Raw genomic sequence first — 25,025 nt, 5'->3', positions numbered from 1 at the left:
GGACAAGATGGATGTTCTGCAGTTCCGCGGACCCGGTGAGCTGGCGCTGGAACAGCGGGCCGCCCCGCCCGCGCCTGGACCGGGCCAGGTGACCTTCCGGCCCACCCTGGCCGGGGTCTGCGGCACCGACCGGGCGATCTACCTCGGCCGCTACCACTGCGAGCCGCCACGGGTGCTCGGCCACGAGGCGGTCGGCGTCGTGACCGAGGTCGGCGAGGGAGTGAGCAGGCTGCGGCCCGGCGACCGGGTGGTGCTGGACCCGACCCAGTCCTGCGGCCGCTGCGACCGGTGCCTGCGCGCGGAGAGCAGCCACTGCGCGAACAAGTCGGCGCTGGAGATCGGTGTCGGCCGGGACGGCGCCTTCGCCGAGCTGCTCACCGTCGAGGACCAGGCGCTCTACCCGCTGCCGGCCGACGTGCCGGACCGGCGCGGCGTGCTGATCGAGCCGCTGGCCTGCGTGCTGACCGGGCTGTGCGCGGCCGCGGTCGGCCCTGCGGACCGGGTGGTCGTGCTGGGCGGCGGCCCGATGGGCGTGCTCTCCACGCTGCTCGCGGTCCGCTGGGCGGCGCGGGTCAGCCTGGTCGAACCCGATCCGTACCGGCGTGAGCTGGCCGAGGCGGTCACCGGCCTGACCCCGCTGGCCGAGCTCGACGAGTCAGCGTCCCCGCCGCCGACGGTCGTGGTGGACACCACCGGCTCGCTGCTGGAGCCGGGTCTGCGCACGGTGCAGGACGGCGGGCGGGTGCTGCTGCTGGGCTGCGACACCGCGGCCACCGCCACGGTCCGGCCCTTCGACCTGACCGGTCGCTGCGTCAGCCTGATCGGCAGCTGCGACTACCACGCCCAGGTGTTCCCGGCGGCGATCGAGCTGATCCGCGGCCTGCCCTGCGAAGAGCTGGTCACCGACGTCTTCCCGCTCACCGAGTCCCAGTCGGCCTTCGAGCTGCTCGCCCTGGGACCCGGCAGCGGTTACGGCGCGGGCAAGCTCGCCTTCGCGCCCTAGCGGGCGGTCGGCTCAGGCTGCTTCTTCTTCCCGAGCACGGCCTGGGCCGACGCCCCGAGCGGGCCGATCAGCGCGGCCAGCAGTCCCACCACCACAAACGCCACCGCCAGGCTGCTGACCTGGGCGATGCCGCCGACCAGCGGCGATCCGGCGAAGGAGCCGCAGTAGGCCACCGTGGTGACGAACCCGATCTCGCGTGCCCCGTCGCCGCCGTTGTCCCGGCCTGCCTTGCCCGCCATCGCGAGCGCCACCGGGAAGGCGTAGGCCAGGCCGACCCCGGCCAGCGCGAAGCCCAGGTAGCTGGCCAGGGCCGAGGGCACCAGCACCGCGCTCAGCAGGCCGAACGCGGCGATCACGCTGGTGCAGACCAGGATCCGGGCCGCGCTCCACCGGTTGCGCACCTGCTCGCCGAACAGCCTGGCCACCATCATCGAGGCGGCGAAGACCGTGTAGGCGAGCGCGGCCGCGCCCTCGGACACACCCCGGTCGCCCACCAGGAACAACGCGGACCACTTGCCGGCGGTGCCTTCGGCGATCACCGAGCACAGCGCGACCCCGGCCAGCAGCCACAGCGCGGGCAGGCGGAACGGCGCCCGGCCGGTGCGCCCGGCCGCGTCCTGCTTCGGCTGGCCGGTGAGGTCCTTGGGGATGGCCCGCAGCGCGGTCAGCGTGACGGCCAGGCCGACCACACCCACCACCAGCAGGTGGGCCTGCGGGCTGATCTTCAGTGCGGCGGCCAGCGCGGCGGCGAGGGAGGCGAGCACGCCGCCGATGGGCAGGGCCGCGTGGAAGATCGACATGACCGGCCGGTCGAGCCGCTGTTCCATGGCGGCCGCGGCCACGTTCATCGCCACGTCGAGCAGGCCGATGCCAAGCCCGAGCACGACCAGCGCGATGCCGAAGGCCACCACGGTGGTGACCGAGCCGAGCAGCGGCAGCATCAGGCAGACCAGCAGCGTGCTGGCCGCCAGCATCCGGCGCGCGCCGAAGGCCATGCACAGCCGGCCGGCCAGCGAGGCCGCGATGATCATGCCGATGCTGGACCCGGTCAGCGTGATGCCGAGGATGCCGACGTCGGCCCCGATCTGCTCCACGATGCCCGGCAGCCGCGGCGTCCAGCTGCCGTGGGTGAAGCCGCTCAGCGCGAAGAACGCCGACACCGGCGCCAGGCGGCGGATGTCCTGTCGCATGGACCTCACCTTTCCGCGAGCAGCGCGAGCACGCTGTCGGCCCAGGACTCCCAGGTGTGCGGCGCCACGGCCGCGCGCAGCCCTGCCGAGGAATCGGCAGCGCTGGTGAGCAGCGCCCGGCGCAGCGCCTCGGCCTGCTCGGCCACGTCGAAGGGGTTGACCACCAGCACGTGCTCGCCCAGCACCTCGGCCGCGCCCGCGTTCTCCGAGAGCACGATCCGCAGCCGGTCGTTGAGCATGGCCGCCTCGAACGGCCCGACGTTCTGGCCGTCGACCACCGAGTTGGCCACCAGCACGTCGGCGTGCGCGTAGGCGCCGAAGGTGGCCGCCACGTCGTTGACCTGGACCACCCGCACCGCCTCCGCGCCCAGCTCCTTGTTCGCCAGCGCCGCCTCGGCCTCGATCTGCTCCAGGTAGCGCAGGTTGGCGGTGTGCCCGAGGTGGTGCGGTGCGGCGCGCACCAGCAACCGGCTCTCCCGCAGCCGCGACTCCCCGGCCAGGGCCAGCCGGAAGGCCTGGATCGCCCTGGGCGCGTTCTTGATCGGGTCGGTCCGGCCGTAGTGCACGACCAGCGGACGCCCGGCCGCCCAAAGCGCGTCCTCCGGCGGGAAATCCGCCTGCCGCAACAGGTCCGGGCTGTAGCCCAGCGGCTGGACCACGACCCGGCCGCCGAGCTCCGCGCCGCCGAACTCCCGCGCGCAGTCCAGGATGTTGCGCGCCCACCGCTCGGCCAGCACCACGACCAGGTCCGAGCTCAGCAAGCCCCGGATCATCTCTTCTCTCATGTACCGCGGCAGCACCCGCAGCTGCCCGGGATCAGGCCAGGCGACGTGGATGACCGTGCAGATCGGCACGTCCGGCACCGCCGCGCGCAGCCGGGCGGGCAGCCCGGTGAACTGGTAGTCGTGCAGCACCACCCGCGCGCCGGGCTCGCCGCTGACCACCCTGGCGATCCGGTCCGCGTAGTCCTGGCAGAACTCGCCCATGGCCGCCCAGTCCCGCCGGGTGCCCTCGTCGAAGGTGGGCTCGGACCAGCGGTCCCACACCCCGTGCAGCGCCTGCCACAGCAGCCCGCTGCTCATCCGGTCCTGCACCGCGGCGAACACCTCGGCCCGGTGTTCGAGCAGGTGCAGCCTGGCGGTGTGGCCGTCGCCGATGGCCATCTCGAACCCGTCGGGGTGCTTGCGGGCCAGCTGGCGGTCGCCGTCACTGGTCGCGCTCGATATCCAGGGCACGCCTGCACCGAGCCGCCGTGCCATCGCGCTGACCACGCCGGTGGCCGCGCCATGCGGATTTCGCGGCTCGACCGCGCCGGTGCGCGCATTCAGCCGAAACTCCGCAGGCCCTCGCTTGCTGACGAGAACAGTGCTGGTCATCACCGATCACAGTGAATAGCGCGCCAGCCGGAGTGGCAAATGTTTGACCACTCCAGCGAGCCGCACGCACACTCCGGGAATGAGCCTGGAGACGGCACGATTGCTGGAAAAGCTGGCGATCCACGCGTGGCCGGCGCTGAGCATCGAGGAGCTCGGCGGCTGGCGGCTCCGGTACGGCGCCGGGGTCACCCGGCGGGCGAACGCGGTGTGGCCGAACGAGCTCCGTGGCGAGGCGGACCTGGACACCCGGATCACCCAGGTCGAGAAGTTCTACGGCGAACGCGGCCTGCCGCCGTCATTTCAGCTGTCCCCAGCCGCTCTACCCGGAGAACTAGACGAGGAGCTGGCCCGGCGCGGCTATCAGCGGAAGTGGCCCACCGCGGTCCAGGCCGCCGAGGTGGACGAGGTGCTCGGCCGCACCGCCGCCCCCGGCCCGCCGGAAGTGCGGATAACCCCGGTCATCGACGAAGAATGGTTCGGCACCTACTGCAGATCCGAGTCGCCGCGAATAAGCGCGGACGCCGAGGAGTCCGAGGACCGGCTCACTCCGGAGAGCGCCGACATTCGCACCAGGATCCTGCGCCGCATCACACTTCCCACCGCCTACGCCTCGGTCCGCCTGGGCGGCAGGCCGGTCGCGATCGCCTTGGGCGTGCGCGAACAGGACTGGCTGGGCATCTACTGCCAGGCCACCCTGCCCTCGGCCCAGCGCAGGGGCGCGGCCCGCGCGATCCTGCACGCGCTCGCCCACTGGGGCCGGGCCGACGGCGCGAGAAAGCTCTACCTCCAGGTGATGGACGACAACCCGGCGGCACTTCTCCTCTACGACAACGCCGGATTCCGGACCGTCTACCAAACCCACTACCGCGTGCTCGCCTAGTCGCGGAACTCGCCCGCAACCCGCCATTGGTCTGCACCGGCCACGACTACTCACCCGGGCCGACGGTCCTGTTTTTGCGCCATAACCCCAGGATTGGGGGGCATTGGTATATGCGTGGCCGTTGATGTGTACGGCTCGGCGCGATTAGCTGGGGGCAGCTCTTTTCCCCTGCATCGCTAGGAGATGAACCGTGCTCCAGAACAAGATCAGGCGGCTGGTGGTCGGGGTGGTCACCGCGGCGGCCTCGCTGCTCGTGGTCATCTCACCCGCGGCCGCGGAGACCAGCGCGGTCCGAGTGATCAAGTACGACACCAGCCAGGCGCAGGAGTTCAAGGCGGCCTGGGACGAGGGCGCCAGGGTCTGGAACGCCTCGGTCAAGAACGTCCGGTTCGAGCCGGGCACGCCCGCCCAGGTCCGGATCCTGGCCGACAACGGCTGGCCGCGCGCCCAGGTGACCGGCCTCGGCCGCGGCACCGTGTGGATGGGCCGCACCGCGGTCAACGACGGGCACCACATCCCGCGGATCACCTCGCACGAGCTGGGGCACATCCTCGGCCTGCCGGACCGGCGCACCGGCCTGTGCGTCGACCTGATGTCCGGCGCCAGCGCGGGCACCAGCTGCAAGAACGTCAACCCGAACGCCGCGGAGAAGGCCCAGGTGGAGCGCAACTTCGCCAACGGCTTCGGCAGCGTGGAGCCGTTCAGCACCGACGGCAGGGAGTGGGCCCTCGCGGGCTGAGTCCGGACGAGGCGAACGGCCCGGCCGCGTTCCTGCCGCGGCCGGGCCGTTCGTCTTCGGTTCAGGCCACCCTGGCCAGCGCCTCCGCGTAGTCCTGGCTCGGCGAGAGCGCCGCGGCCAGCCGGAAGTGCGGCGCCGACTCCGGCCGCCTGCCCGCGCGCTCCAAGGTGCGGCCGAGCAGGAACCGGACGTAGTGGTCGGTCGGGTCGGCCTCGGTCAGCTCGGTGAGCAGCCGCTCGGCCCGGCCCAGCTGCGCGGAGTGGTAATAGGCACGGGCGGCCAGCAGCCGCACCGAGAACTCCGCGTCCTCGCCCAGCATCGGCGCCAGCACCTGCAGCGCGCCCAGCGGGTCGCCTTGGGCCAGCAGCGACTCCGCCCAGCGGTAGTTCTCCAGCATCTCGACCCTCCACAGTGGACTCAACGGCGCTCGTGCACCGGCTCAACACCGTGGCAGGGCTGGGCATTCCCGAAGTAGGGGGAGCCCTGCCTGCTCCAGTGCCCTGGGGAAGCTCTGGGACCAGGCAGGGCTCGCAGCGCCGGCCGGGTGGGTCGGGGTGCGAACACCCCGTCAGCCTGACGCCTACGGCCGAAGGCGGCAGCAGCGCAGCGGGCCTGCCTTCGACATACTTCAGAGTAGGCAGCCGCGCTGACGTTTCGCTGACGCGCGGCGTTCAGCCGGTGTGCACATGGCGGTCGAACACGGTTTCCTCGGCCGCGCGCAGGCCGACCGCGACCGCCCCGGCCAGCACCGCGTCATCGCCCAGCTCCCCGCCGACCACGGTGGGCAACAGCGGGCTGAGGTAGCGCAGCGCCCGCTCCATCGGCTCGATCAGCAGCTCGTAGTTGCGGCCGACCCCGCCGCCGAGCACCACCAGCTCCGGGTCGATCACCGCGGTCACCGAGGCGATGCCGTAGGCCAGCCTGGCCGCGATCAGCTCGACCACCCGCACCGCGGTCGGGTCCTGGGCGCGAGCCGCGTCGAACACGTCCTTGGCGCTGCGTGCCTGCTCAAGGCCCAGCTCATGGGCCAGCTCGACCACCGCGCCGGCCCCGGCGGCCTGCTCCAGCAGCCCGCGCGGCGAGGGCGCCAGCTCGCCGGAGAGCACCGCCTGCTCGTCGAAGCGCCCGTACGGCAGGTAGCCGATCTCGCCTGCCGCGCCGTGCGCGCCGCGGACCAGCTGCCCGTCCATCACGATCCCCATGCCGACCCCGGTGCCCACGGTGACCAGCACAAACGCCCGCGCCTCCCGGGCAACGCCGCGTTCCCGCTCGCCGAGCGCGGCCAGGTTCGCGTCGTTCTCCACCACCAGGCCCGGCCCGAGCACCGACTCCAGCTCGTCCAGCAGGCCCTTGCGGCCCCAGCCCGGCAGGTTCGGCGCCAGCTGCAGCGCCCTGCTGTTCCGGTCGGCCACCCCAGGGCTGCCGACCACCTTGGCCACCACCTGGTCGAACCGGATCCCGGCCGAGCCGACGATGCGGTCGGCCAGCTCCCTGACCTGCCGCACCAGCGCGGAGGCCGAGCGGCACCGGTTGCGCTCGTCGCAGCGGGCCGCCTCGGTCCCGCCCAGGTCGACCAGGGACAGCCGGATCCGCTCCCGGCCGATGTCCACCGCGAGCACGTACCCGGCGGCCGGGTCGGCCTCGTAGACCACCGCCGAGCGCCCCGGCCCCGCCGAGGTGCGACCGGCCGGCCGCACCAGGCCGGCCTGCTCCAGCCCGAGCAGAGCCTGGCCGACCGTGGGCTTGGACAGGCCGGTGCCCTTGGCCACCTGCGGCCGGGTCGCCGGACCCGATCGCCGTAGCAGTTCGAGCACCGCACGCTGGTTGAGCACCCGCATGCTGGCCGGCGTTCCGACCGGATGGCTCGACTGGCCCGTCACGCGCTACCCGCTTTCCTCAACTGGTGCGTCAAAGTCTAGGACCGCGAGTGTGGGACGGGTTTAAGGACTGACCAGCGACCCCAAGAATTCGGTGCCAGAACGTTGTCGCACTCAATCGGGGTATGCAGCACGATTACCCCCGTGTCGGGTTCGAGGGGGCGGGTCATCCTGGTGGCGGCTTTCGCCGTCCTCTCCGTCGCGCTCGCGGTGGTGTGCGTGCTCAGCAGGGCACTGGCCCCCTCCGACGGCACCCTGGTCAACCACAACGACTTCGCCACCCCGGACGGCGTGGTGAAGGTGCTGGGCGAGACCCGCGACGGCCCGTTGCAGGTGGGCGACGTGATCATCGCCATCGACGGCCGGGACACCAGCGAGGGCGCCAGGCGGCCGGGCGGCCCGGCGTTCCGGGAGGGCCAGACCCTCGGCTACGAGGTGCTGCGCGGGCGCGAGCGGCTGACCATCCGGGTCACCCTGACCCAGTACCCGGTGCTCGGCCAGCTGATCCACAACTGGCCCAACCTGCTGGTGCTGTTCCTGCTCTTCGGCGCCGCGATCTACCTGTTCGCCCGCCGCCCACGGGACCCAGCCGCACGGGCCGCGGCGGTCGCCTCCTCGATCGCCATGATCACGCTGGCCGGGTCGGGCTACTTCGGCATCGAGGCGCTGGACCTGGTCGCAGGCGAGCAGTTCTACCGCTGGTACGGCGGCCAGATCTTCTGGGTGCTGCTGTGGGGCGGCATGCTGCACTTCGCCCTCGCCTACCCCGAGGTGACCACCAAGGCCAGGTACGGCCTGCTGCTCGCGCTCAGCTACGGCGGCGGCCTGGTGCTCTACGGGGCCACCCTCGCCATCGGGCTGCCCATGACGGACAACCCGGTGGCGGCGCTCAACGTCTGGGCCTCGCCGATCCGCACCGTGCTCTTCGTCTACCCGCTGCTGGTCTTCGGCGTGCTCGTCTACAAGTACCGCACCAGCAAGAGCCACCTGACCCGGATGCGGCTGCGCTGGCTGGCCGCCTCGCTCGGCCTGGCCGCGGTGCTCTACGCGCTGCTCTGGGGGCTGCCCGCCGCGTTCAGCCAGGAGATCTTCGCCTACCAGTACCACGTGCTGGTGTTCCTGCCGGTGCCGCTGGCCGTGGTCATGGCGGTGCTGCGCTACCAGGCGATGGACATCGAGATCGTGCTCAGCCGCTCGCTGACCTACCTGCTGCTGTCCGTGCTCATCGCCTGCGGCTACCTGGCGCTGGTCGGCCTGCTGCGCTGGCTGGTGCTGCCCAACACCAGCCACCTGACCGACCAGGCGGTGGCCGCGGCGGCGGCCGCGATCATCGTGCTGCCCCTGCGCGACCGGCTGGCCAAGCTGGTCAACGAACGGCTCTTCGGCCACCGGGATGACCCCTATCGGGTGGTTTCCGCACTGTCCACCCGGCTGGAGCAGACCCAGACGCCGGAGGCGATGCTGCCCGCGCTGGTGGAGACCATCGGGCACGCCCTCCGGCTGCCGTACACCGCGATCGAGCTGGAGCGGGACAAGGGTCTTGAGGTGGTCGCCGACTACGGCGAACCGGTCGGCGAACCGGTCCGGCTGCCCTTGGTCTACCAAGGTGAGCGCATCGGCGACCTGGTGGTCTGCGCCCGAGGCGCAGGCGAGGAGTTCAACGACTCCGACCTGCGAGTGCTCACCGACGTGGCCCGGCACGCCGGCGCGGTGGCCTACACCGCCCGGCTGACCACCGACCTGGCCCGCAGTCGCAGCAGGCTCGTGCGCGCCCGCGAGGAGGAACGGCGGCGGCTGCTGCACGACCTGCACGACGGGGTCGGGCCCACGCTGGCCGCGGCCGCGCTGGGCCTGCAGGTGGTCCGGCAGGTGATGAACACCAACCAGGGCGCGGCCGAGGAGATGCTGAGCAGGCTGGAGGACGAGCTGCAGGGCGCGATCGGCGAGATCCGCCGGGTCGCGCACGGGCTGCGGCCCCCGGTGCTGGACCAGCTGGGCCTGGCCACCGCGGTGCGCGAGCACGCGGCCACCCTGGCCGGGCGGATCGGCGGCAACGGGGACGCCCCGCTGACCATCGCGGTGGACGTCTCCGACCAGCTGCCCCCGCTGCCCGCCGCGGTCGAGGTGGCCGCCTACCGGATCGTGTGCGAGGCGCTGACCAACGTGGCCAGGCACTCCGGCGCGCAGAGCTGCCTGGTCCGGGTGTGGCTGGACCGGGACCTGCACGTGGAGGTGCTCGACGACGGCCTCGGGCTTGGTGAGACCAGGCGCAACGGGGTCGGCCTGCGCTCGATGCGGGAACGTGCCGGGGAGCTCGGCGGTGACTTCCAGGTGGAGTCCCGTGACAAGGTGAGGGGAACCCGCGTCGCGGCGCGGTTGCCGGTGCCGAGGGAGGAAGCCTGAGTTGGACCAGCTCCGGATCCTGGTGGTGGACGACCACCCGCTGTTCCGCTTCGGCCTGTGCCAGACGTTGCAGCAGGTGCCCGACGTCGAGGTGGCGGGCGAGGCGGCCACCGGCACGGCCGCGGTGGCCATGGCCGACTCGCTGCAGCCCGACGTCGTGGTGATGGACCTGAACATGCCGGACTTCAACGGTGTTGAAGCGACCAGGCGGATCGTGCGCACCAGTCCGCACATCGGTGTCCTGGTACTGACCATGTTCGACGACAACGAGTCCGTCTTCGCCGCGATGCGCGCCGGGGCCAGGGGTTATCTGCTCAAGGGCGCGACCCCGGAGGAGATCGTCCGGGCCATCCGGGCGGTCGGACAGGGACAGGCCATCTTCGGCCCGGCCATCGCCTCCCGGCTGCTCGGCTTCTTCGGCAACAACGCCCGCGCCCAGGTGGAGGCCTTCCCCGAGCTGACCGCCCGCGAGCACGAGGTGCTGGTGCTCATCGCCCAGGGCGAGGGCAACGCCGCGATCGCCCGCAAGCTCGTGATCAGCGGAAAGACCGTGCGCAACCACGTGTCCAACATCTTCTCCAAGCTGCACGTGGCCGACCGCACGGAGGCGATCATGCGGGCCAGGGAAGCCGGTTTGGGCGAAAACTAGCGACCATAAGTACCTTGCTTGTTGGAGATTTTCGGGGCTTGTATAACGATTAGTGAAATCGAAGCACAACGGGACAGCTAGTCCCATGTCCCTGGGACACCGGGTGGGCCACGCTCTCAAAGTCAGCGCAGCACTTGGCTTGAGGGGGCCAAACATCATGACGAACACGGAACGTGTTCCGGTTGTTCTGCACGCAACGGATGCGATCTCACGCGCGGGCGTCGCGGCCGCGCTTCGCTCCCGGCCGGAGGTCCTGCTGGTCGACTCACTGGAGGCCCGCCCGGACGCGGTGGTCCTCGTGGTGACCGACCGGACGGACACCCGGACCCAGCAACTGCTCAGGGGACTTCAGGTTCGGGGCAACACGAAGGTAGTGCTCATCGCAGGGGAGATGGACGACACGGACCTGCTGACCGCGGTGGAAACCGGGGTCAGCGCGGTGGTCCGCCGTTCAGAGGCCACCCCGGAGACCCTGGTCCGCCTGGTGCGGGCCGCGGCCGCCGGCGAGGGCGCACTGCCGCCGGACCTGTTGGGACGGCTGCTGAACCGGGTCTCCCGGTTGCAGCGCAACGTCCTTCGGCCGAACGGGATGAGCCTGGCAGGCATGTCGGAACGGGAGACCGACGTGCTCAGGCTGGTCGCGGACGGTCTGGACACCCGCGAGATCGCCGAGCAGCTGTGCTACTCGCAGCGCACGGTGAAGAGCATCTTGCACGACATCACCAACCGCTTCCAGCTGCGCAACCGCTCGCACGCGGTGGCGTTCGCGCTCCGGGAGGGGCTGATCTGACCGCCCGTTCGGGCCGTGTGCGAAGACGGGGAGCGTCATGGAGAACTCGTCACGGCCCGAACGGTCGGATGATGAGCCGACCGGCGGGGTGATCCGCGAGGTGGACACCGCGCTGTGCCGGCTGCTGGGCAGCAGGCTGCCGGACGGGGTCGAGGTCAGGCTGGAACCGCCGACCCCGACCTGGATCAACGAGGCCGACCCGCCGCCCGCGGTGCACGTGTTCCTGTACGAGATGCGGGCGGGCCGGGCACATCGGCCCGCCCGCGATCTCGAACTCTGTTATCTGGTCGCCGCGCGGGCGGGCAGCGTGGCCGGCGAGCACGAGCTGCTCGACGGCGCGCTGGACGCGCTCACCGCGCAGGAGTCCGGGCAGCCGGTGGCGGTGCGGCTGGCCGACCACGGGGTCGGCGGACTCTGGTCAGCGCTGGGGATGCCGGCCAGGGCCGCGTTCGTGATCTCGGTGACGGCCCCACTGCCACCCGCCACCCCCACCTCCCCGGTTCCGCTGCAACCGGGCAACCGCGCCTGGCGGTTACCCGGCTGAGCGCTGCTACCAGGCGAGCTCCCGGCACTTGGCCTCGTGGCCCGCCGGTTCGACCTGCAGCGTGGCGTGCTCGATGTGGTAGCGCTCGGCGAGCAGCTTCTGCGCCGCGGCCAGCACATCGGCGAAGTCGACCTCCGGCTTGGCGGTCAGGTGCGCCGAGGCCACCTCCATGCCCGAGGTCAGCGTCCACACGTGCAGGTCGTGCACCTCGATCACGTTGGGCAGCTGCTGGAGCTCCTGGGACATCTTGGCCACGTCCAGCCGTTCCGGGGCGTGCTGGAACAGGATGCGCAACGCCTTGCGGCCCAGCACGTAGGCCCTCGGCAGCACGAACAGGCCGATGGCCACGCCGATGATGGGGTCCGCGTACTTCCAGCCGAAGATCATGGTCACCAGTCCGGAGATCAGCACGCCGACCGAGCCGATGGCGTCGGCCACCACCTCCAGGTAGGCGCCCCGGACGTTGATGCTCTCCTCCGCCCCGCCGCGCAGCAGGAGCAGCGCGATCAGGTTGTTGACCAGGCCGACCACCGCGACCAGGGTCACCGGCAGCCCCGGCACCTCCGGCGGCGAGCCGAAGCGGTCCACCGCCTCGATCAGCACCCCGATGGCCACCCCGAACAGCAGCAGCGTGTTGGCCAGCGCCGCCAGCACCTCGGCCCGGTAGAGCCCGAAGGTGCGGCCCGCGGTCTGCGCGGCCCGGCGCGCCACGATGATCGCGGCCAGCGCCATGCTCACACCGAGGACGTCGGTGAAGACGTGCGCGGAGTCCGACAGCAGCGCGAGCGAGGAGGTGAACAGGCCGACGGTCACCTGCATGACCAGCGTGACCAGCCCCAGGCCCACCGCCCACCACAACCGGCTCACGTACTTCGACGAAGCACTGGCGGCCTGCGCCACCGGCAACCCATGACCGTGCCCGTGTCCCTGCCCCATCTCACGCTCCCTTCCGGCACCCAACATATAGTGACATGCGCATATGAACAACGGTGACCCCGGTCACGCGGTTCACTTCTTGGGCAGCAGGTCCACCCGCGCCGCAGCGCGCAAAAGCGCAGGTGAGAGCCGGGAAGCCAGCAGTCCCAGCCGCGCTTCCCCGGTCACCGGCAGCACCGCCACATTCCGCTCCACCGCGTCCAGCACCGCCGAAGCCACCCGCTCCGGCGCGAACCCCCGCCGCAGGTAGCGCCGGGTGGTGAACTCCCGCAGTCGTTCCTGGGTGGCCGGGTCCGTGCCGGCGAACCGCGCCGAACGGGTGATGTTGGTGTGCACGATCCCCGGGCAGATCGCCGAGACCCCGATTCCCCGCCCCGCCAGCTCCGCCCGCAGGCACTGCGCCAGCATCAGCACCGCGGCCTTGGTGGTGGCATAGGCGGGCAGGTTCCGGGTCGGCGTGTACGAGGCCATCGACGCGGTGACCACCAGCTGCCCGCCCTCTTCCCGCTCCGCCAGCTGCTTGCCGAAGGCGCGCAAGGTGTGGATCACCCCCCACAGGTTCACATCCACCACCCGCTCCCAGTCCGCCACCGAGGTGTCCAGGAACGCCCCGCTGACCGCGATCCCGGCATTGGCCACCACCACATCCGGCACCCCCACCTCCGCCCGGACCCGCTCGGCCAGCGCCGCCACCGCAGCCCCGTCAGCCACATCCACGGCATAAGCGGTCCCGCCGACCTCCGCCGCCACCGCCGAGGCCCCCGCTCCATCCACATCAACCACCACAACCTCGGCCCCCGCGGCCGCGAAGCCCCGCGCACAGGCCCGCCCAATCCCACTGGCCCCACCCGTGACCAGCACAACCTTCTCCCCGAACCGCGCCTCACTCACCGCGGCCCGCAACCCCCGGCTGGCCGGCGCCCCCTCCACGTGATCAACGAACTCCCCCACCATCCGCGCCAGCGCCGCCGGATGCGTCCGCGGCACCCAGTGCCCGGCCCCCGGCAACTCCCGCCGCCACAACCGCTCCGCCCACCGCGCCGTCCCGGCCACGTGCGCCGGCGTCACGAACGGATCCCGCCCAGGCACCACCAACTGCACCGGCAACGAAGCCCACCGCTCCTTCGCCGACCGCACCAAGCCAGGCAGGTTCGCCCGGTAAAGCTCAAGCCCCCGCCGAACATCCCCACTCCGCACCCCGAACCGCCGTGCAAGGAACGGAGCCACCAACTCCCCAGCCCAGGACCGAAAAACCCAGGTGTAGGCCGACCGCACCGCGATAGTCGCCAACCCCCGGACCCCGCCCCACGAAGGCCGCCGCAACGCTCCCCGAACCCACCACCCCAGGTGATCGAGACAAGGCCCCGACACCGACGTGAACGAGGCGAACACCCCAGAATTTGTGGGATCTGTCACAGCCTCCCAAGCCTGCACCGACCCCCAGTCATGCCCCACCACATGCACCGGACGACCCGGCGAAACAGCCCGAGCCACCGCCACCAGATCCGCGGCCAACCGCGCCACCCGGTACCCGTCCCGCCCCCGAGGCCGCCCCGACCGCCCACAACCCCGCACGTCATACCGCACAACCCGGTACCGCCCAACCAGCTCCGCCACCACCCGCTCCCACAACGCGGCGGTATCCGGGAACCCATGCACGAACACGATCACCGGCGCCCCTGGCTCCCCCTCCACCCAGACGCCAAGCCGCAGGTCACCAGAATCTACTGAGCAGTAGCCAGCCTCGGTCATGCCTTCAGACGGTAGGGCGTGCAGGCCCCCTCCGGCTATGCGCTAAGCTTCTGTCCGTCACCGCAACGAGGGGTTCACCCCAAGGCGCGGGACCGGGTTAGCCCCCGTAGCTCAGGGGATAGAGCACTGCCCTCCGGAGGCAGGGGCGCAGGTTCGAATCCTGCCGGGGGCACCAGATGGGAACAGTAAGGGCGAGTCTTTCAACGGCTCGTCCTTTTTGCTTGAGCCAGTCCCGGCACCGCGCTCCTGGCCCATCGGCTTCCTGAACGGGACCCTCTCGTATGACCTGCTGGAGCGCCGGGACCGTCTCCCGCTAAGCGTGATCTTGCAGAGGGCAGTGTTGTTCACCTTGTTGCAGTGAGCCTCCAGCCGGAGGGCCTCGAATGGAGCGCCGGCATCTGCAAGTCAACGTCGGCGTGTTCTACATCCGACCCAAGGTCCACCGCAGCCTTGAGCTCCTTTGAGGCTAAGACCTCATCAGTCGCCGCTCCTCCCACCCAACCGACGCTTCCACGGTCTGACGTCCACACCTGGCCTGACCAGAGGTCGCACGGGCTTCATAGCTCGCGCCAGCCCGCCAAGTTTCTGGATGTCAGGATGTCTGCCTTCGCCAGAGCAGATCTCCATGTATCGCATTGCGATCGCGTTGAAGCTGCGGACCTGCGCAAGCCCGAGCACACACAAGGCGATCACGGACAGCGCCGTCGCGAGTACGACACCAACTCCAAGCATGATCGTCAGCACCATGATCACCTGCAATGACAGTCGACGAGTACATCGAGTTGCCTCAGTCTAGCCCTCAGTCTATTATTTTTCAAAACACTGAGAGCGAGGCGTTGGTGAAGGCGATCGAAGTGAGTGACGGCGTTCATGAGCGCGTGGCCCTACTTGCTCGGGTTTGGGATGTCTCGCCGAGTGAAGCGATCCGCCGTTTGCTGGATGAGTTCGTGCAGTCCGGAGAGCAAGCGTCACATGAACCCGGCGACGACGAGGTCCCCATCCATGCTGTATACGAGGGTCAGCGAATCGATGCCGTCTACCACACGAGGACCAAACGAGTTGACTCCGGCACCGGAGTGCTCGCTGGTAGATCCTTCAAGAGTCCAAGCGGTGCGGCGATGGCCATCGTGCGAGCACTCAACCCGAAGGTTCATCCCAACCGCAACGGATGGACGTTCTGGACCATCACTGAGTCCAACAAGACACTGGAGGCAATCAAGCCGGAGTGATCCTCGCTCGACTTCACGCTCCGCGAAGCGCGCCCATCCACACGTACCGACCAACCTCGGCGAGCTTGGCCTCCAGGTTGACGGCGCCAGGAAGAGCGATCAGCACCCGACGCCGGAACTCTTCGTCGTGCCGTGACACAACCAGGTGCACAAGCTCGTGCACGACGATCAGGTCCAGCAGCTCGACGGGGAGCTGCATAGCTGCCCAGTGAAAGACGACCGAACCATCCCGCTTGCGCAGCCCCCACCGATCACCCAGATCGGTCACGAAGACACGCGGCGATGAAACTCCGATCCTGCCTGCCCACGAACCAACACGATCGCTCAGCCAACGCTGCCCCCGTGCCGTGTACCAGTCGATGATGGCGGCAACCCCGTCAGCACCGCTGACCGGCTGCGGAAGGTCGAGCCAGCCACCGTGGAGCGCGACACAGTGGCCAGGATCGTCGGTCAGCCGAAGTCGATAGTGCCTTCCGAGATAGGAGAATCCTTCGCCATCGAGGATCTCGATCGCTGGATGCTCCGCTGCAAGCCCGGTGCGAAGTTTGATCGCGCGGGCCAGCCACAGCCGTCGCGAACGAACTGCCGCAGCGACGTCAGCAGGCTCGGCATCCGCCGGTACAGCGATCACGATCGAGCCATCAGTCGACACGGTCAGACCTAGCGTCCGACGGCGGGGCCGAACCTCCACCCGCCAAGACCACTGGACCGGCAGTCCGACCTTGGCCACAGCGGCGTCAACAGCGCTGATCACGTCACTGATTCTGGCACCAACCGCAGAAACCGCTCGCGGTTGCGCGTGGCGAGTTCCATCAGTCGATCAGCCGTGTACCTCGCGGCACCCAGCGGCAGCTTGACTTCCCATTTCAGCTTGCCGACCAGCCTCTTTCGGGCGTCATCGCGCACCTGTCCGTTGTACGGAAAGTGATGCGGCTGCACCTCCACCGCGATCGTCCTTGCCAACAGACGTGCACTGTCCACCAGATCGATCCGGAACGTCCTCATCGTGCCCTCAGGCAAGGCAGCGGCCAGCGCTTGCTCCAGCAGGCTGTACACAGGCTGCTCGGTCCAGCGATCGAGGCCGTGCTCATGGACCACCTGGTCCTGCGCAACCGTGTCGCCGTGCAGGCCCATCATCGCCAGGAATGCCTGGCTGAAGTCGTGGTCCTCCTCCAACCTCTCGAGGATCTCCTCAAGCCGGTCGCTGAGCCGCTGGTAGGTGACCGGGTCAGACGTGAGCCGAGCTGAGATGTGTGACCTCAGGGCGTGCTTCATCTCCAACGCTCGGGCTCGGTCGTCCGGCAGTGCCTCCACCTTTTCGGCGAAGTCCGGCGCGGTGATCTCCACCGGAGGAATCCGTTGCACCACATCGGTTGCTTGGATGTGCCTGTCGATAAGTGCCCGGACCTTCGCACCGTACCTGCGCGGGTTGAAGGAGTCCTGTGAGTCTCTGTAACGGCACCGCGCGAGGTACTGCACCTCGCCAAGCTGACGCACCGCTGCCTCGTACTGCAACGCCTGTGGCCTTGGCAGTACGGCGTTGACCGCGGTGAGGAAGGACTTCACCTTCTCGTCGAAGTCGGCCCGCAGTTCGACGTCGTCGAGGAAGGCGAGCAACTGCTCACGATCCTCCGCACTCTCCAGAGAGGAGATCCCGAGACCGGTGAGAAAGTTGAGAACACTTCGATGCTGCTCACGAAGCCACGGCACAGCAGCCTCGTCCAGCCGCTGCATGAACGCCTGGGCGTCGGTGTCGCCGATGACGTCCTGCAGGTGGTCGATGTCGTAGTCGGCCATCGCGCGAACAAGCGCGTCAGCGATCGCGACGTAGTCGACGACCAGGCCGAACTCCTTGTTCCGGCTTGGCCTGTTGGTACGGGCGATGGCCTGCAACAGCTCGACGTTCTTCATCGGGCGATCCACGTACAGGACCTGCTCTACCGGCGCGTCAAAGCCCGTGAGAAGCATCGACTTGACCGTCAGGAACGCGATCGGAGCCGCTGGGGACCCGGTCTTGGCCTCCGAAGGCGTTTGACGTGGCTCGGCAGGGGTGTGCCATGGATCTCCGACGCTGAGCACAACGTCCTCTTCAGGGACGTAGATCTGCCACGGCTCGTGCACCAATGCGGCTTGATCGCCGAGCCCATCCTTGAACCGGGCTATGTGCTTCCGCTGCTGCTCCTTCATTGTCCACTTGCGCCACTCAGCCGGGTCAGCAGAGCGTCCGTCCTGTGAGCTGCTTCCTCCTGAACGCCTGCCCTGGGAAATTACCGGCACGACATCAAGCTGCTCGAGCAGCTCGCGATTGTCGTGTGCCAGGCGCAGCAGCTCTACGCGCTCGTCCACATCCGGGGCGGGATCGTGCAGAACCGACGGGGACAACGAATCCAGCTCCGCCAGCAACCGATCTCGCGCGTCCCGCAGGGCGTCTCGATAGCGCACGGCGGCTTTCCGAGACACGGCAACGACTTGGGCCGAAAACCTGTCAGGCAGGATGTAGCGCACCCAGTGGTGAAACATGTGCTCGGCCTTGAGCCGAATCAGGTCCGCCGCCTCGAGGACCTCTCGAGATCGAGCAGCGTGCCCCAGGACTCGCTGGCGCCGGTCAGCTTCGGGCACAGCCTCGTCGAAGCCGATGTCGAGCGCCAGCCGTTCGATGATCTCCGCGCCGGCTTCCCAGGCCTCGTAGCGAACAGGCACGACCGCGCCATCTTTCTCGGCGTGCTTGAGCGTGTACGCATCGATGATCGGCCCGAAGATCTTCGACGTGTGTTTCCTGGTGCCGGACAGGATCGGCGTTCCGGTGAAGCCGATGAGCACGGCATTAGGCACCATCGCGCGCAGCCTGGCGTGCAGCCAGGAGTCCTGCGATCGGTGCGCCTCGTCCACGAGCACCACGATCTCCGGATTGGCGTTCGCCGTGGAGGCCTGGACATGCGTGTCGTCCTGATCCTCGCCAAGACGCTCCTCGACAGCGTCATCGGCGTCCTCGTCACGTTGCGCTTTCTGGATGGTGACAAGGATCAGGTCCGGCGTGTCACGGGCGAGATCGGCGCGAGCGCTGTCGACGGACGTGGCGCGGTGCGGCGTTTGCCCACTGCCACCGAGACTTACGGTGATCTGGTCTTCCAAATCGATGCGATCGGTGACGACCACGACCTTGAAGCCGCTCAGGTCCCGGTGCCGACGCAGCGCTCTGACCAGAAATGTCATCGTGAGGCTCTTGCCTGAGCCCTGGGTGTGCCAGATGACGCCGCCGCGGTGGTCCGGCCTCTTACCGGCCGCGATCTCCTGATGCCGCCCTTCGAGGCGCGCGATCATCCGCTGAACGGCCCGGTACTGAGGCCACCTTGCGACGATCTTCGTCGTCCTGCCGCGAGACCGCTGGCTCACGGTGAAGTTGCGCACAATGTCGAGCAGGCACTTCGGCCGCAGCATCTCCGCAGCCAGCACTTCCTGCGGCAGGAGTGGCAGTTCTGCCGACTTGCGCAGGTCCTCCCGCGCCTGTTTCTGCACGTTGTCGTCAGTCGCCTGCCACGAGGCGAAGTGTGCGGGCTCGGCCGTGACCGTGCCGTATTCGGCGCCTTCCCGGTCGGTCGCCACGAGCAGCTGCACGAAGCGCACGAGGTCGGCGACCGCCACGTCGCGCGCGGCCCCCGCGTAGTCGAGCAGCTGCTCGATCGCCTGGTCCACAGCTCCCGGTCCAGGAGCCTTGCATTCAATGACCACCAGCGGCAGCCCGTTGACGAACAGCACGAGGTCCAGCTCGACATGGGCCTCGGGGCCGAACGGCGTGTCGATCTGGAACTTGGACACCGCAAGGAGATCGTTGTTCTTCGGCTCGTCCCAGTCGATCAGCCGGACCGGCCGGGGCCGATCGGGGTCCGGCATCCCCTCCACGGTGAGCTCGGCGCCGGTCAACAGTTCCGTGAAGGCAAGATTGCCCGGCACGCCCTGACCGATTCCAGTCATGACCTTGCTGAGGATGGTGTCCAGCCGGGGCCCGTCCAGCCAAGGGCGACCGTCGGGCCCTGGGTTGATCCGGCGAACCGCGTCACGCAATCGACCAGGCAGCACCACATCCGTGAAGCTGTCCCTACCCGAGCCGAAGGAACCAGGCGAGCACCTCGGTAGATGAGTCCAGCCCATCGCCACAAGCTGATCAATCAGCGGCTTCTGGACTTCGTCCCACTCGCGCTGCATCGGTCCCCCTTCAAGATTCACCGACCTTACCCGCCGGCTCAGGCGTATCCGAGCTCCTTCAGATAAGAGGCGAGCTTCTTCGCCGCCGCATCGCGTTGAGCTTCCAACTCGGAGAGGGACACCTCGTACTTTTCAACCCATTTGGTGAATGCCTCAACGATGCGAGCCCTTCCGGCCGCGAGGTAGCGGTCGAGCCGACCAGCCAGATCCCGGTCGAAGACCTGCAACACGATCTCCACGACAGTGCCCGATGCTTTGGCCATCTGAGCCGCAGCCTGAAGTTGTTCCTTGAACAGCTTCTCGAGCTTGTTGCGCTTGGTCTTGGCCAGGGCAGCAGCCTTCTTCAGCCGCTCGACCTCCGCCGGCGTCATCTCGAGGTCAGCCGTATCCTCGGCTTCCTCATCCTCGTCGTCGGTGCCGTCCAGCGTAGCCTTGGCCGCCTTGTACGCCGCCTCGGCCTCGGCGAGTTCGGCTTCAGCCTTCTCCAGCTCAGCCAGGAAGTCCGGGAGCAAGTACGGCACAACCGGATGGTCGAGTGCCCTGCGTCGTTCCACCGCGGTCGGCTTCTTAACCTTGCCACCGGCCTGTTCGATCGGCTCCAGCATGGCCTCGATCGTGTCCACCCATCCGTCGAGCACTCGCTCGAAGCCACCGACCGCGAGCGCCTTGAGGTCGTGCCGGGTGTCCATCCACCAGCCGGCGACGATGCCCGCGGTGGTGAACTCGTCAAGCACGCCGAACGGCACCAGAGCGTCGGTAAACCCGGTCAGCAGCTCCCCGCGCAACACCATCAACCGCTGGTGCACAGGCAAAGCCTTGACCAGCTTGGCTTCCCGCTCCCACCAGTTGCGGTAAGCCTGCCGCAACGCCTCTTCCCGCTCAGCAGCCAGGTGCGGAATGCGGCTGGCCGTGTCCTTCGGACCCTCCGGGAGGAAGTCGTAGTAGTCCGCATCGCGCTCGGCGAACAACGTGTGCACATCAACGCCGAAGGCAGCGAACAGATGCTCCTTGGCCGCGACCTCGGACTTCGGCACACCCCCGTGCAGGTGCGCACGGACGTCCTGCGGCTCGGGGGGCGGAGCGTTGTCGACATAGCGCCGGATGTTCAGGTTGGCGTCCTCAGCGAGGAGCTCGTCAACTGACACGACGCGCGAGTAGCCGGGGATCTCCGGCCACTCCTCCTTCTGGTACGTGTTGACGATCTTCTCGATGTGCTCAGGCCCCAAGTCGTTCTGGGCGCGTCCGGAGGTGTACTCCCGATCCGCGTTGATGAACAGCACCTGCCTGTGCCGTTTCGCGGGCTTGCCGCCAGGGCTACAGAGCACGAGCACGCACGCCGGAATACCGGTGCCGTAGAACAGGTTCGGTCCGAGGCCGATGACGGCTTCGATCACGTCCGCCTCAAGCATCTTCGTGCGGATGTTCCGCTCCTCGCCGCCCCGGAACAACACGCCGTGCGGCATGACCGTGGCCGCGACGCCGTATTCCTGCAGCACTGCGATCATGTGCTGAGCGAACATGAGGTCGGCCTTCTTGCCGGTTTCCGGCGCCCACCCGAATTCCATGCGTTCGGGGAACTGCATTCCATCTCGCTCGTAGCTCAGCGAGAACGGCGGGTTCGACAACACCTTGCTGAAGCGGCGCAGCTGATCACCATCCTTGTGCAGGGGGTTCGCGAGCGTGTCACCGTTCTGAAGATCCGCGGCACGCGCGCCATGCAGCAGCAGGTTCATCCGCGCCATCGCCCAGGAGGTGCCGTTCTTCTCCTGGCCGCACAGTTCGAGTCGCTCGGCGTTACCGCCGTGCTCCTCGACGTGTTCCTTGGCCAGCAGCAACATGCCGCCCGACCCCGCACACGGGTCATAGACGCTGTCGTTCGGCTGTGGGTCGACCAGGCGTACCATCATCCGCACGACCGAGCGCGGCGTGTAGAACTCGCCGCCCTTCTTTCCCGCCGAGTCGGCGAACTCGGCGATGAGGTACTCGTAGGCGGCGCCGAGCATGTCCGGGAACTCGAAGTCGACGTCACGCAACCGGTACTTGTCGAAGTGCCGGATCAGATCCGCGAGCTCTCGGTTGGTCAGCTTGGTCTGCCCGGTCTCCCTGCTGAACCTGATGTGACGCAGGACGCCCTTGAGCATCCGCTCGTTACCGAACTCCAGGCCGAGCAGTGCCTTGTCCAGCTCAGCGGCGATCATGTTGGACTGCGCCGTCAGCTGGTTGATCCCTTGGTGCTGGTGAGGGCCCGGCTTGTCGCACCGCTCTGTGTTCGTGCACAGGTGCGGCCCCCGCCACCAGCGGGACTCCGGCGGCACATTAACGTGGTCGGGGTACGCCTCTTCGCCGTTGGCCCACTCAAGTGTGTCCGCAAGGTCACCGTTGGAGGCGGCGAAGGCGCGGTCGTACTCTTCCTGCCATCGCGGCTGGAACTCGTCCGAGCACCGCTTGAGGAACAGCATCCCGAAGATGATGTCCTTGTACTCCGAGGCGTCCATCTTGCCGCGAAGGATGTCGGCGGCGGCGAACAGATGCCGTTCCAACTGCGAGAGAGTCAACTTGGCCACCCGCGCACCCTACTCAGTCGCCGAGGATGCCCAATGCCACGAGTAGCTCCCACACGTCCGTGGACGGGTCGCGCTTGAGCGGGTCACAGTGGTCCGCGTGCCCGGTGTTCTCCGAGCAGGCCGGGGTCGGGCAGTCGTTCGTGAGCTTCCTGGCACGCTTGGCCGCAGCGTTCTGCTTGCCCGCCAACGTGGCGGCACGTTCGCCCTTGATGCTCTTGTCGCCGTCATCCGAGAACGTCTCCCAGTGCTTCTGCTGCTGGAGTTTCTTGTGCACGATCGTGTCCGACCCGTTCTGCGCCCCCGAGAACGAGTTGAAGTGCAGGAGGAGCCACAGATCGAACGACGGATGCGAGAAGGCGACCTGCACGCCAGCCTTCTTGGCTGTTGCGAACGCCTCCGGGATGCCGGTGTGCTCGTCCCGGTCGAACAACGCCCAGAGCTCACCATCCTCGCCGCGGTGCTCCAACACGCGGTCCACGACCTCGCGAGGCTTCAGGCCGTTCTTCCGTGACTCGCGATGGATATGGAACTGGTGTTCCTCCCCGAACGTCTCCTGCAGGTAGGCAAGGTAGTCGGGTTCGGTGACTCCGCCCTCAACGGCGACGTAGAACAGCCGGACAGTCCTGGAACGCCCAGGCTTGAGATGTACTGGCTTCTCCACATTGGGATCGCTGCGGCGCTTCCGGCTCACCCGACCCCCGCCAGCAACTCCGCGACTTCCCGCGCCGTCGCACCCTCCATCACCCGTGGCACGCCGCCGAAGCGACCACGGAGATAACTCCGCTCGAGGTTCTCATCCTTGCGTGGATGCGCGTCGAGGAGCGGATACAGCTCGGTTTCGCCGGTCTTACGCTTGGTCGTGATCCGCACCTGCTCCCGGCTGAGTGGCCGGCCGACCATGCTGGTGCCAAGCAGCGTGGCGTCGTGGGTGGTGAAGAGCAGTTGAGCGCCGTGCGAGTTCGCCTCAGGATCTTGGAACAGCCTGACCACCTCGGAGGCCAGCAACGGATGGAGGCTGGAGTCCAGTTCGTCGGCCAGTAGCACCGAGCCTCGATCAAGGACTTCGAGCACTGGCCCAAGGAACGCGAACCAGGCGTGTGTCCCCAGTGACTCCTGTGCCAAGAAGTCAAGCGGCATCGGTTTGCCACCGTCGGCCCTATGCAGGAGCCGGACCTGGTTCACCTCGGGCAGCGTCTTGTCGATGTGCAGACCGGCGATGCCAAGATCAGCGACCTTGAGCAACGACTCGACCCGCTCGCGGTACTTGGCCCCGCCCCTGCCGCTGACCAACCGATTTCTGGTGTATGCGCTGCGTTGTGCGACGTCCTCACCCGAGGTGACCAGCCAGAAGTTGTCGATGAACCAGCGGTGGATCGCACCGAGCTGCCGGTGGTTGAAGCTGGCGCCCACGGTGAGAAGCAACGCGTTGGGCCTGGTGAGTTCGACCAGCCTCTTGCCGTCGCGCAGGTTCGCGTTGGGGAAGCGGAAGTCCTCGCCGCCGTCGCGGTCGGCCTCGCGGTCGAACCACACCTGCTTGTGTCCCTCGGGGTACGCGTGCAGCCACTCGGCCTCAACGCGTTCGTCGGACAGCTCGAACCCATAGGTGTAGCGCACCCGGCTAGGTCCGAGTAGAAGGTCGACTTCGAAGAGGGTGGTTTCGTCGCGCGCGTCGGCGTCGAGCGCGAACGGCTCGCGTGGCACACCCTCGACGCGGGCCCAGTCCGCCACCGAGTTCATGACGGCGGACTTCATCGCGCGGATCGCCTGAAGCACGTTGGACTTCCCGGAGGCGTTGGCCCCGAAGATGCCCACGGCCGGGATGACACCGATCTCCTTGCCGCCGGACACGACGCCGGTCCGCCTGATGATCTCGTCGTCGATGTCGGAGGCTGCGAACGAGAGCTCATGCTCCGCCCGGATGGAGCGGAAGTTGGCCACGCGGAACTTCAAGAGCACGGTTCACCTCCCGCCTCGGCGCCGTCTTTTCGAGTGTCTCACGTCGAAAGCCTGCACAACAGGCCCTAAAACCCGACGTCTTGCCTGGTTGTCAGCCTAGCCCGGCCGCCTACCACCGGGTAGCCATCAGGCCCGAACGTGTGCACGGCATCACCCCTCCGAGAATCGACATGCTGGGGGCACATCGACCACTACAGCCAAACGCCGCCCGTCGATCTTCCGTAGCCTCACCGCGGCAGGCACCGACAAGAAATGACAAACCAGTCGACCGTTACACAAGCTGCCCTTTAAGCATGTTCTCCATAAACCCACGCCTAACTTGTTGCAGCTTGCTAATTGTCTGCTCTGCAGACCTGATGGACTGGTCCACAGAGTCCAGAACCTTCGAAATTGCGCGGCGATCTTCGGCCGAAGGAACGAGGAATCGAAGTGACAACAAGTCGCCACGAGATAGGCCCGGGATCAGACCGGCACCAGCACGGGCTTGCAGCTCATCAAAGTGAGCCTTAATAACAGAGAGCCAGTAATTTCGTTCATCCCCAGGAACGCAAATAGCCGCGAGCTGGCGGCTGATACATGCGTCCTCCAGGGCGACTGCCGCACGACCAGCACCGGAACCCTTGACTGTTACGAGTATATCCCCAGCCCGACACATCACCTGAGGCCATTCGGTGTATCGGGAAGCTACCGCGACATCACCTTTAAAGTCGGCAGGCCCGGTCAGATACGGCACCCCCCGACCGCCGTCATTTGCGAGGTCTGAATCAATATGGACGCCGGAGATCATCTCGACGTGCTCAGACAGACTCGACGGTGTCCACACCGACGGGTTCAGCTCAATCGTGTCGAGGCCTACATCAGTCACAAATGGCTCCCGTTGCCGTCCGACGCATCCATGCAGCCTATAGCCAACGCCAATCGTCACCACATACAG

The 25,025-nt window shown here is 68.1% G+C and carries 21 protein-coding genes and 1 tRNA gene; 9 read left to right on the top strand and 13 right to left on the bottom strand.

Going from position 1 to position 25,025, the window contains the following annotated elements; translation table 11 throughout:
• Positions 1 to 7: 7 nt before the first annotated feature.
• Positions 8 to 1,003: a zinc-dependent alcohol dehydrogenase gene (locus tag ACWDY5_RS06830; protein WP_449721323.1), complete on the top strand. Its 996-nt coding sequence runs from the start codon at positions 8 to 10 to the stop codon at positions 1,001 to 1,003.
• Here the strand turns inward: ACWDY5_RS06830 and ACWDY5_RS06825 are convergent.
• Positions 1,000 to 2,193 carry an MFS transporter gene (locus tag ACWDY5_RS06825; protein ID WP_449721322.1) on the bottom strand — a complete coding sequence of 398 codons (1,194 nt, stop codon included), beginning with the start codon at positions 2,191 to 2,193 and terminating at the stop codon, positions 1,000 to 1,002. The two genes, ACWDY5_RS06830 and ACWDY5_RS06825, sit on opposite strands and share 4 nt — an antisense overlap.
• A gap of 5 nt (positions 2,194 to 2,198) precedes the next feature.
• Positions 2,199 to 3,569, bottom strand: coding sequence for a trehalose-6-phosphate synthase (locus ACWDY5_RS06820; protein WP_449721321.1), 1,371 nt, complete (start codon positions 3,567 to 3,569; stop codon positions 2,199 to 2,201).
• Between the two features lie 79 nt (positions 3,570 to 3,648).
• Between ACWDY5_RS06820 and ACWDY5_RS06815 the strand changes: the two genes are divergently transcribed.
• Positions 3,649 to 4,449, top strand: coding sequence for a GNAT family N-acetyltransferase (locus ACWDY5_RS06815; protein WP_449721320.1), 801 nt, complete (start codon positions 3,649 to 3,651; stop codon positions 4,447 to 4,449).
• A gap of 190 nt (positions 4,450 to 4,639) precedes the next feature.
• Positions 4,640 to 5,188 carry a snapalysin family zinc-dependent metalloprotease gene (locus ACWDY5_RS06810; protein WP_449721319.1) on the top strand — a complete coding sequence of 183 codons (549 nt, stop codon included), beginning with the start codon at positions 4,640 to 4,642 and terminating at the stop codon, positions 5,186 to 5,188.
• A 61-nt stretch (positions 5,189 to 5,249) separates the two neighbouring features.
• Here the strand turns inward: ACWDY5_RS06810 and ACWDY5_RS06805 are convergent, their stop codons facing one another.
• Positions 5,250 to 5,585 (bottom strand): tetratricopeptide repeat protein, encoded by a 336-nt coding sequence (locus ACWDY5_RS06805; RefSeq protein WP_449721318.1) that lies wholly within the window; start codon positions 5,583 to 5,585, stop codon positions 5,250 to 5,252.
• A 274-nt stretch (positions 5,586 to 5,859) separates the two neighbouring features.
• The gene (locus tag ACWDY5_RS06800; protein ID WP_449721317.1) at positions 5,860 to 7,068 is read right to left on the bottom strand and encodes an ROK family protein; all 1,209 of its coding nucleotides are present in this window, start codon (positions 7,066 to 7,068) and stop codon (positions 5,860 to 5,862) included.
• A gap of 141 nt (positions 7,069 to 7,209) precedes the next feature.
• Here ACWDY5_RS06800 and ACWDY5_RS06795 point away from each other — a divergent pair, with 141 nt between their 5' ends.
• The 4 genes from ACWDY5_RS06795 (at position 7,210) to ACWDY5_RS06780 (ending at position 11,451) form a co-directional block, all read left to right on the top strand.
• Positions 7,210 to 9,468 carry a histidine kinase gene (locus ACWDY5_RS06795; RefSeq protein ID WP_449721316.1) on the top strand — a complete coding sequence of 753 codons (2,259 nt, stop codon included), beginning with the start codon at positions 7,210 to 7,212 and terminating at the stop codon, positions 9,466 to 9,468.
• Between the two features lies 1 nt (position 9,469).
• Positions 9,470 to 10,117, top strand: a complete 648-nt coding sequence (locus tag ACWDY5_RS06790; protein ID WP_449721315.1) for a response regulator — start codon at positions 9,470 to 9,472, stop codon at positions 10,115 to 10,117.
• 157 nt (positions 10,118 to 10,274) lie between these two features.
• Positions 10,275 to 10,907, top strand: coding sequence for a response regulator transcription factor (locus tag ACWDY5_RS06785; RefSeq protein ID WP_185001885.1), 633 nt, complete (start codon positions 10,275 to 10,277; stop codon positions 10,905 to 10,907).
• A gap of 37 nt (positions 10,908 to 10,944) precedes the next feature.
• Positions 10,945 to 11,451: a hypothetical protein gene (locus ACWDY5_RS06780; protein WP_449721314.1), complete on the top strand. Its 507-nt coding sequence runs from the start codon at positions 10,945 to 10,947 to the stop codon at positions 11,449 to 11,451.
• Positions 11,452 to 11,457: 6 nt separating this feature from the next.
• On the opposite strand, the gene ACWDY5_RS06775 is transcribed toward ACWDY5_RS06780, so the two are convergent.
• Both ACWDY5_RS06775 and ACWDY5_RS06770 read right to left on the bottom strand, forming a co-directional pair.
• Complete coding sequence (locus ACWDY5_RS06775) at positions 11,458 to 12,387, bottom strand: cation diffusion facilitator family transporter (RefSeq protein WP_449721313.1); 930 nt, start codon at positions 12,385 to 12,387, stop codon at positions 11,458 to 11,460.
• A gap of 72 nt (positions 12,388 to 12,459) precedes the next feature.
• Positions 12,460 to 14,139, bottom strand: a complete 1,680-nt coding sequence (locus ACWDY5_RS06770) for an SDR family oxidoreductase (RefSeq protein ID WP_449721312.1) — start codon at positions 14,137 to 14,139, stop codon at positions 12,460 to 12,462.
• A 100-nt stretch (positions 14,140 to 14,239) separates the two neighbouring features.
• Between ACWDY5_RS06770 and ACWDY5_RS06765 the strand changes: the two genes are divergently transcribed.
• Positions 14,240 to 14,314, top strand: a tRNA-Arg gene (locus ACWDY5_RS06765).
• A 302-nt stretch (positions 14,315 to 14,616) separates the two neighbouring features.
• On the opposite strand, the gene ACWDY5_RS06760 is transcribed toward ACWDY5_RS06765, so the two are convergent.
• Positions 14,617 to 14,892, bottom strand: a complete 276-nt coding sequence (locus ACWDY5_RS06760) for a hypothetical protein (protein ID WP_449721311.1) — start codon at positions 14,890 to 14,892, stop codon at positions 14,617 to 14,619.
• 5 nt (positions 14,893 to 14,897) lie between these two features.
• Here ACWDY5_RS06760 and ACWDY5_RS06755 point away from each other — a divergent pair, with 5 nt between their 5' ends.
• Positions 14,898 to 15,368 carry a DUF4357 domain-containing protein gene (locus ACWDY5_RS06755; protein ID WP_449721310.1) on the top strand — a complete coding sequence of 157 codons (471 nt, stop codon included), beginning with the start codon at positions 14,898 to 14,900 and terminating at the stop codon, positions 15,366 to 15,368.
• Between the two features lie 13 nt (positions 15,369 to 15,381).
• Here ACWDY5_RS06755 and ACWDY5_RS06750 read toward each other — a convergent pair whose 3' ends face one another.
• The 6 genes from ACWDY5_RS06750 to ACWDY5_RS06725 form a co-directional block, all read right to left on the bottom strand.
• Positions 15,382 to 16,122, bottom strand: a complete 741-nt coding sequence (locus ACWDY5_RS06750; protein ID WP_449721309.1) for a M48 family metallopeptidase — start codon at positions 16,120 to 16,122, stop codon at positions 15,382 to 15,384.
• A complete protein-coding gene (locus ACWDY5_RS06745; protein ID WP_449721308.1) occupies positions 16,119 to 19,571 on the bottom strand; it encodes a type I restriction endonuclease subunit R in 3,453 nt (1,150 codons plus the stop codon). The genes ACWDY5_RS06750 and ACWDY5_RS06745 overlap by 4 nt, the downstream gene beginning before the upstream one ends.
• Positions 19,572 to 19,609: 38 nt before the next feature.
• Complete coding sequence (locus tag ACWDY5_RS06740; protein WP_449721307.1) at positions 19,610 to 22,135, bottom strand: N-6 DNA methylase; 2,526 nt, start codon at positions 22,133 to 22,135, stop codon at positions 19,610 to 19,612.
• A 13-nt stretch (positions 22,136 to 22,148) separates the two neighbouring features.
• Positions 22,149 to 22,826 carry an RloB family protein gene (locus tag ACWDY5_RS06735; protein ID WP_449721306.1) on the bottom strand — a complete coding sequence of 226 codons (678 nt, stop codon included), beginning with the start codon at positions 22,824 to 22,826 and terminating at the stop codon, positions 22,149 to 22,151.
• Entirely contained in the window at positions 22,823 to 24,091 is a 1,269-nt protein-coding gene (locus ACWDY5_RS06730; RefSeq protein WP_449721305.1) for an AAA family ATPase, read from the bottom strand. Before ACWDY5_RS06730 ends, ACWDY5_RS06735 begins: the two co-directional genes overlap by 4 nt.
• 271 nt (positions 24,092 to 24,362) lie before the next feature.
• Complete coding sequence (locus ACWDY5_RS06725) at positions 24,363 to 24,956, bottom strand: hypothetical protein (protein ID WP_449721304.1); 594 nt, start codon at positions 24,954 to 24,956, stop codon at positions 24,363 to 24,365.
• Positions 24,957 to 25,025 lie beyond the last annotated feature (69 nt).

It is taken from the genome of Crossiella sp. NPDC003009 (assembly GCF_053591555.1).
Note: the sequence above shows the minus strand (reverse complement) of the source record. Positions and strands in the feature narration are given on the sequence as shown.

What these genes read in the sequence shown, in the direction of transcription:
- ACWDY5_RS06785 (WP_185001885.1), top strand. Translation starts at nt 10,275, where the DNA reads ATGACGAACACGGAACGTGTTCCGGTTGTTCTGCACGCAACGGATGCG.
- ACWDY5_RS06755 (WP_449721310.1), top strand. Translation starts at nt 14,898, where the DNA reads ATGACAGTCGACGAGTACATCGAGTTGCCTCAGTCTAGCCCTCAGTCT.
- ACWDY5_RS06805 (WP_449721318.1), bottom strand. Translation starts at nt 5,585, where the DNA reads ATGCTGGAGAACTACCGCTGGGCGGAGTCGCTGCTGGCCCAAGGCGAC.
- ACWDY5_RS06820 (WP_449721321.1), bottom strand. Translation starts at nt 3,569, where the DNA reads ATGACCAGCACTGTTCTCGTCAGCAAGCGAGGGCCTGCGGAGTTTCGG.
- ACWDY5_RS06745 (WP_449721308.1), bottom strand. Translation starts at nt 19,571, where the DNA reads ATGCAGCGCGAGTGGGACGAAGTCCAGAAGCCGCTGATTGATCAGCTT.
- ACWDY5_RS06780 (WP_449721314.1), top strand. Translation starts at nt 10,945, where the DNA reads ATGGAGAACTCGTCACGGCCCGAACGGTCGGATGATGAGCCGACCGGC.
- ACWDY5_RS06770 (WP_449721312.1), bottom strand. Translation starts at nt 14,139, where the DNA reads ATGACCGAGGCTGGCTACTGCTCAGTAGATTCTGGTGACCTGCGGCTT.
- ACWDY5_RS06830 (WP_449721323.1), top strand. Translation starts at nt 8, where the DNA reads ATGGATGTTCTGCAGTTCCGCGGACCCGGTGAGCTGGCGCTGGAACAG.
- ACWDY5_RS06815 (WP_449721320.1), top strand. Translation starts at nt 3,649, where the DNA reads ATGAGCCTGGAGACGGCACGATTGCTGGAAAAGCTGGCGATCCACGCG.
- ACWDY5_RS06775 (WP_449721313.1), bottom strand. Translation starts at nt 12,387, where the DNA reads ATGGGGCAGGGACACGGGCACGGTCATGGGTTGCCGGTGGCGCAGGCC.
- ACWDY5_RS06825 (WP_449721322.1), bottom strand. Translation starts at nt 2,193, where the DNA reads ATGCGACAGGACATCCGCCGCCTGGCGCCGGTGTCGGCGTTCTTCGCG.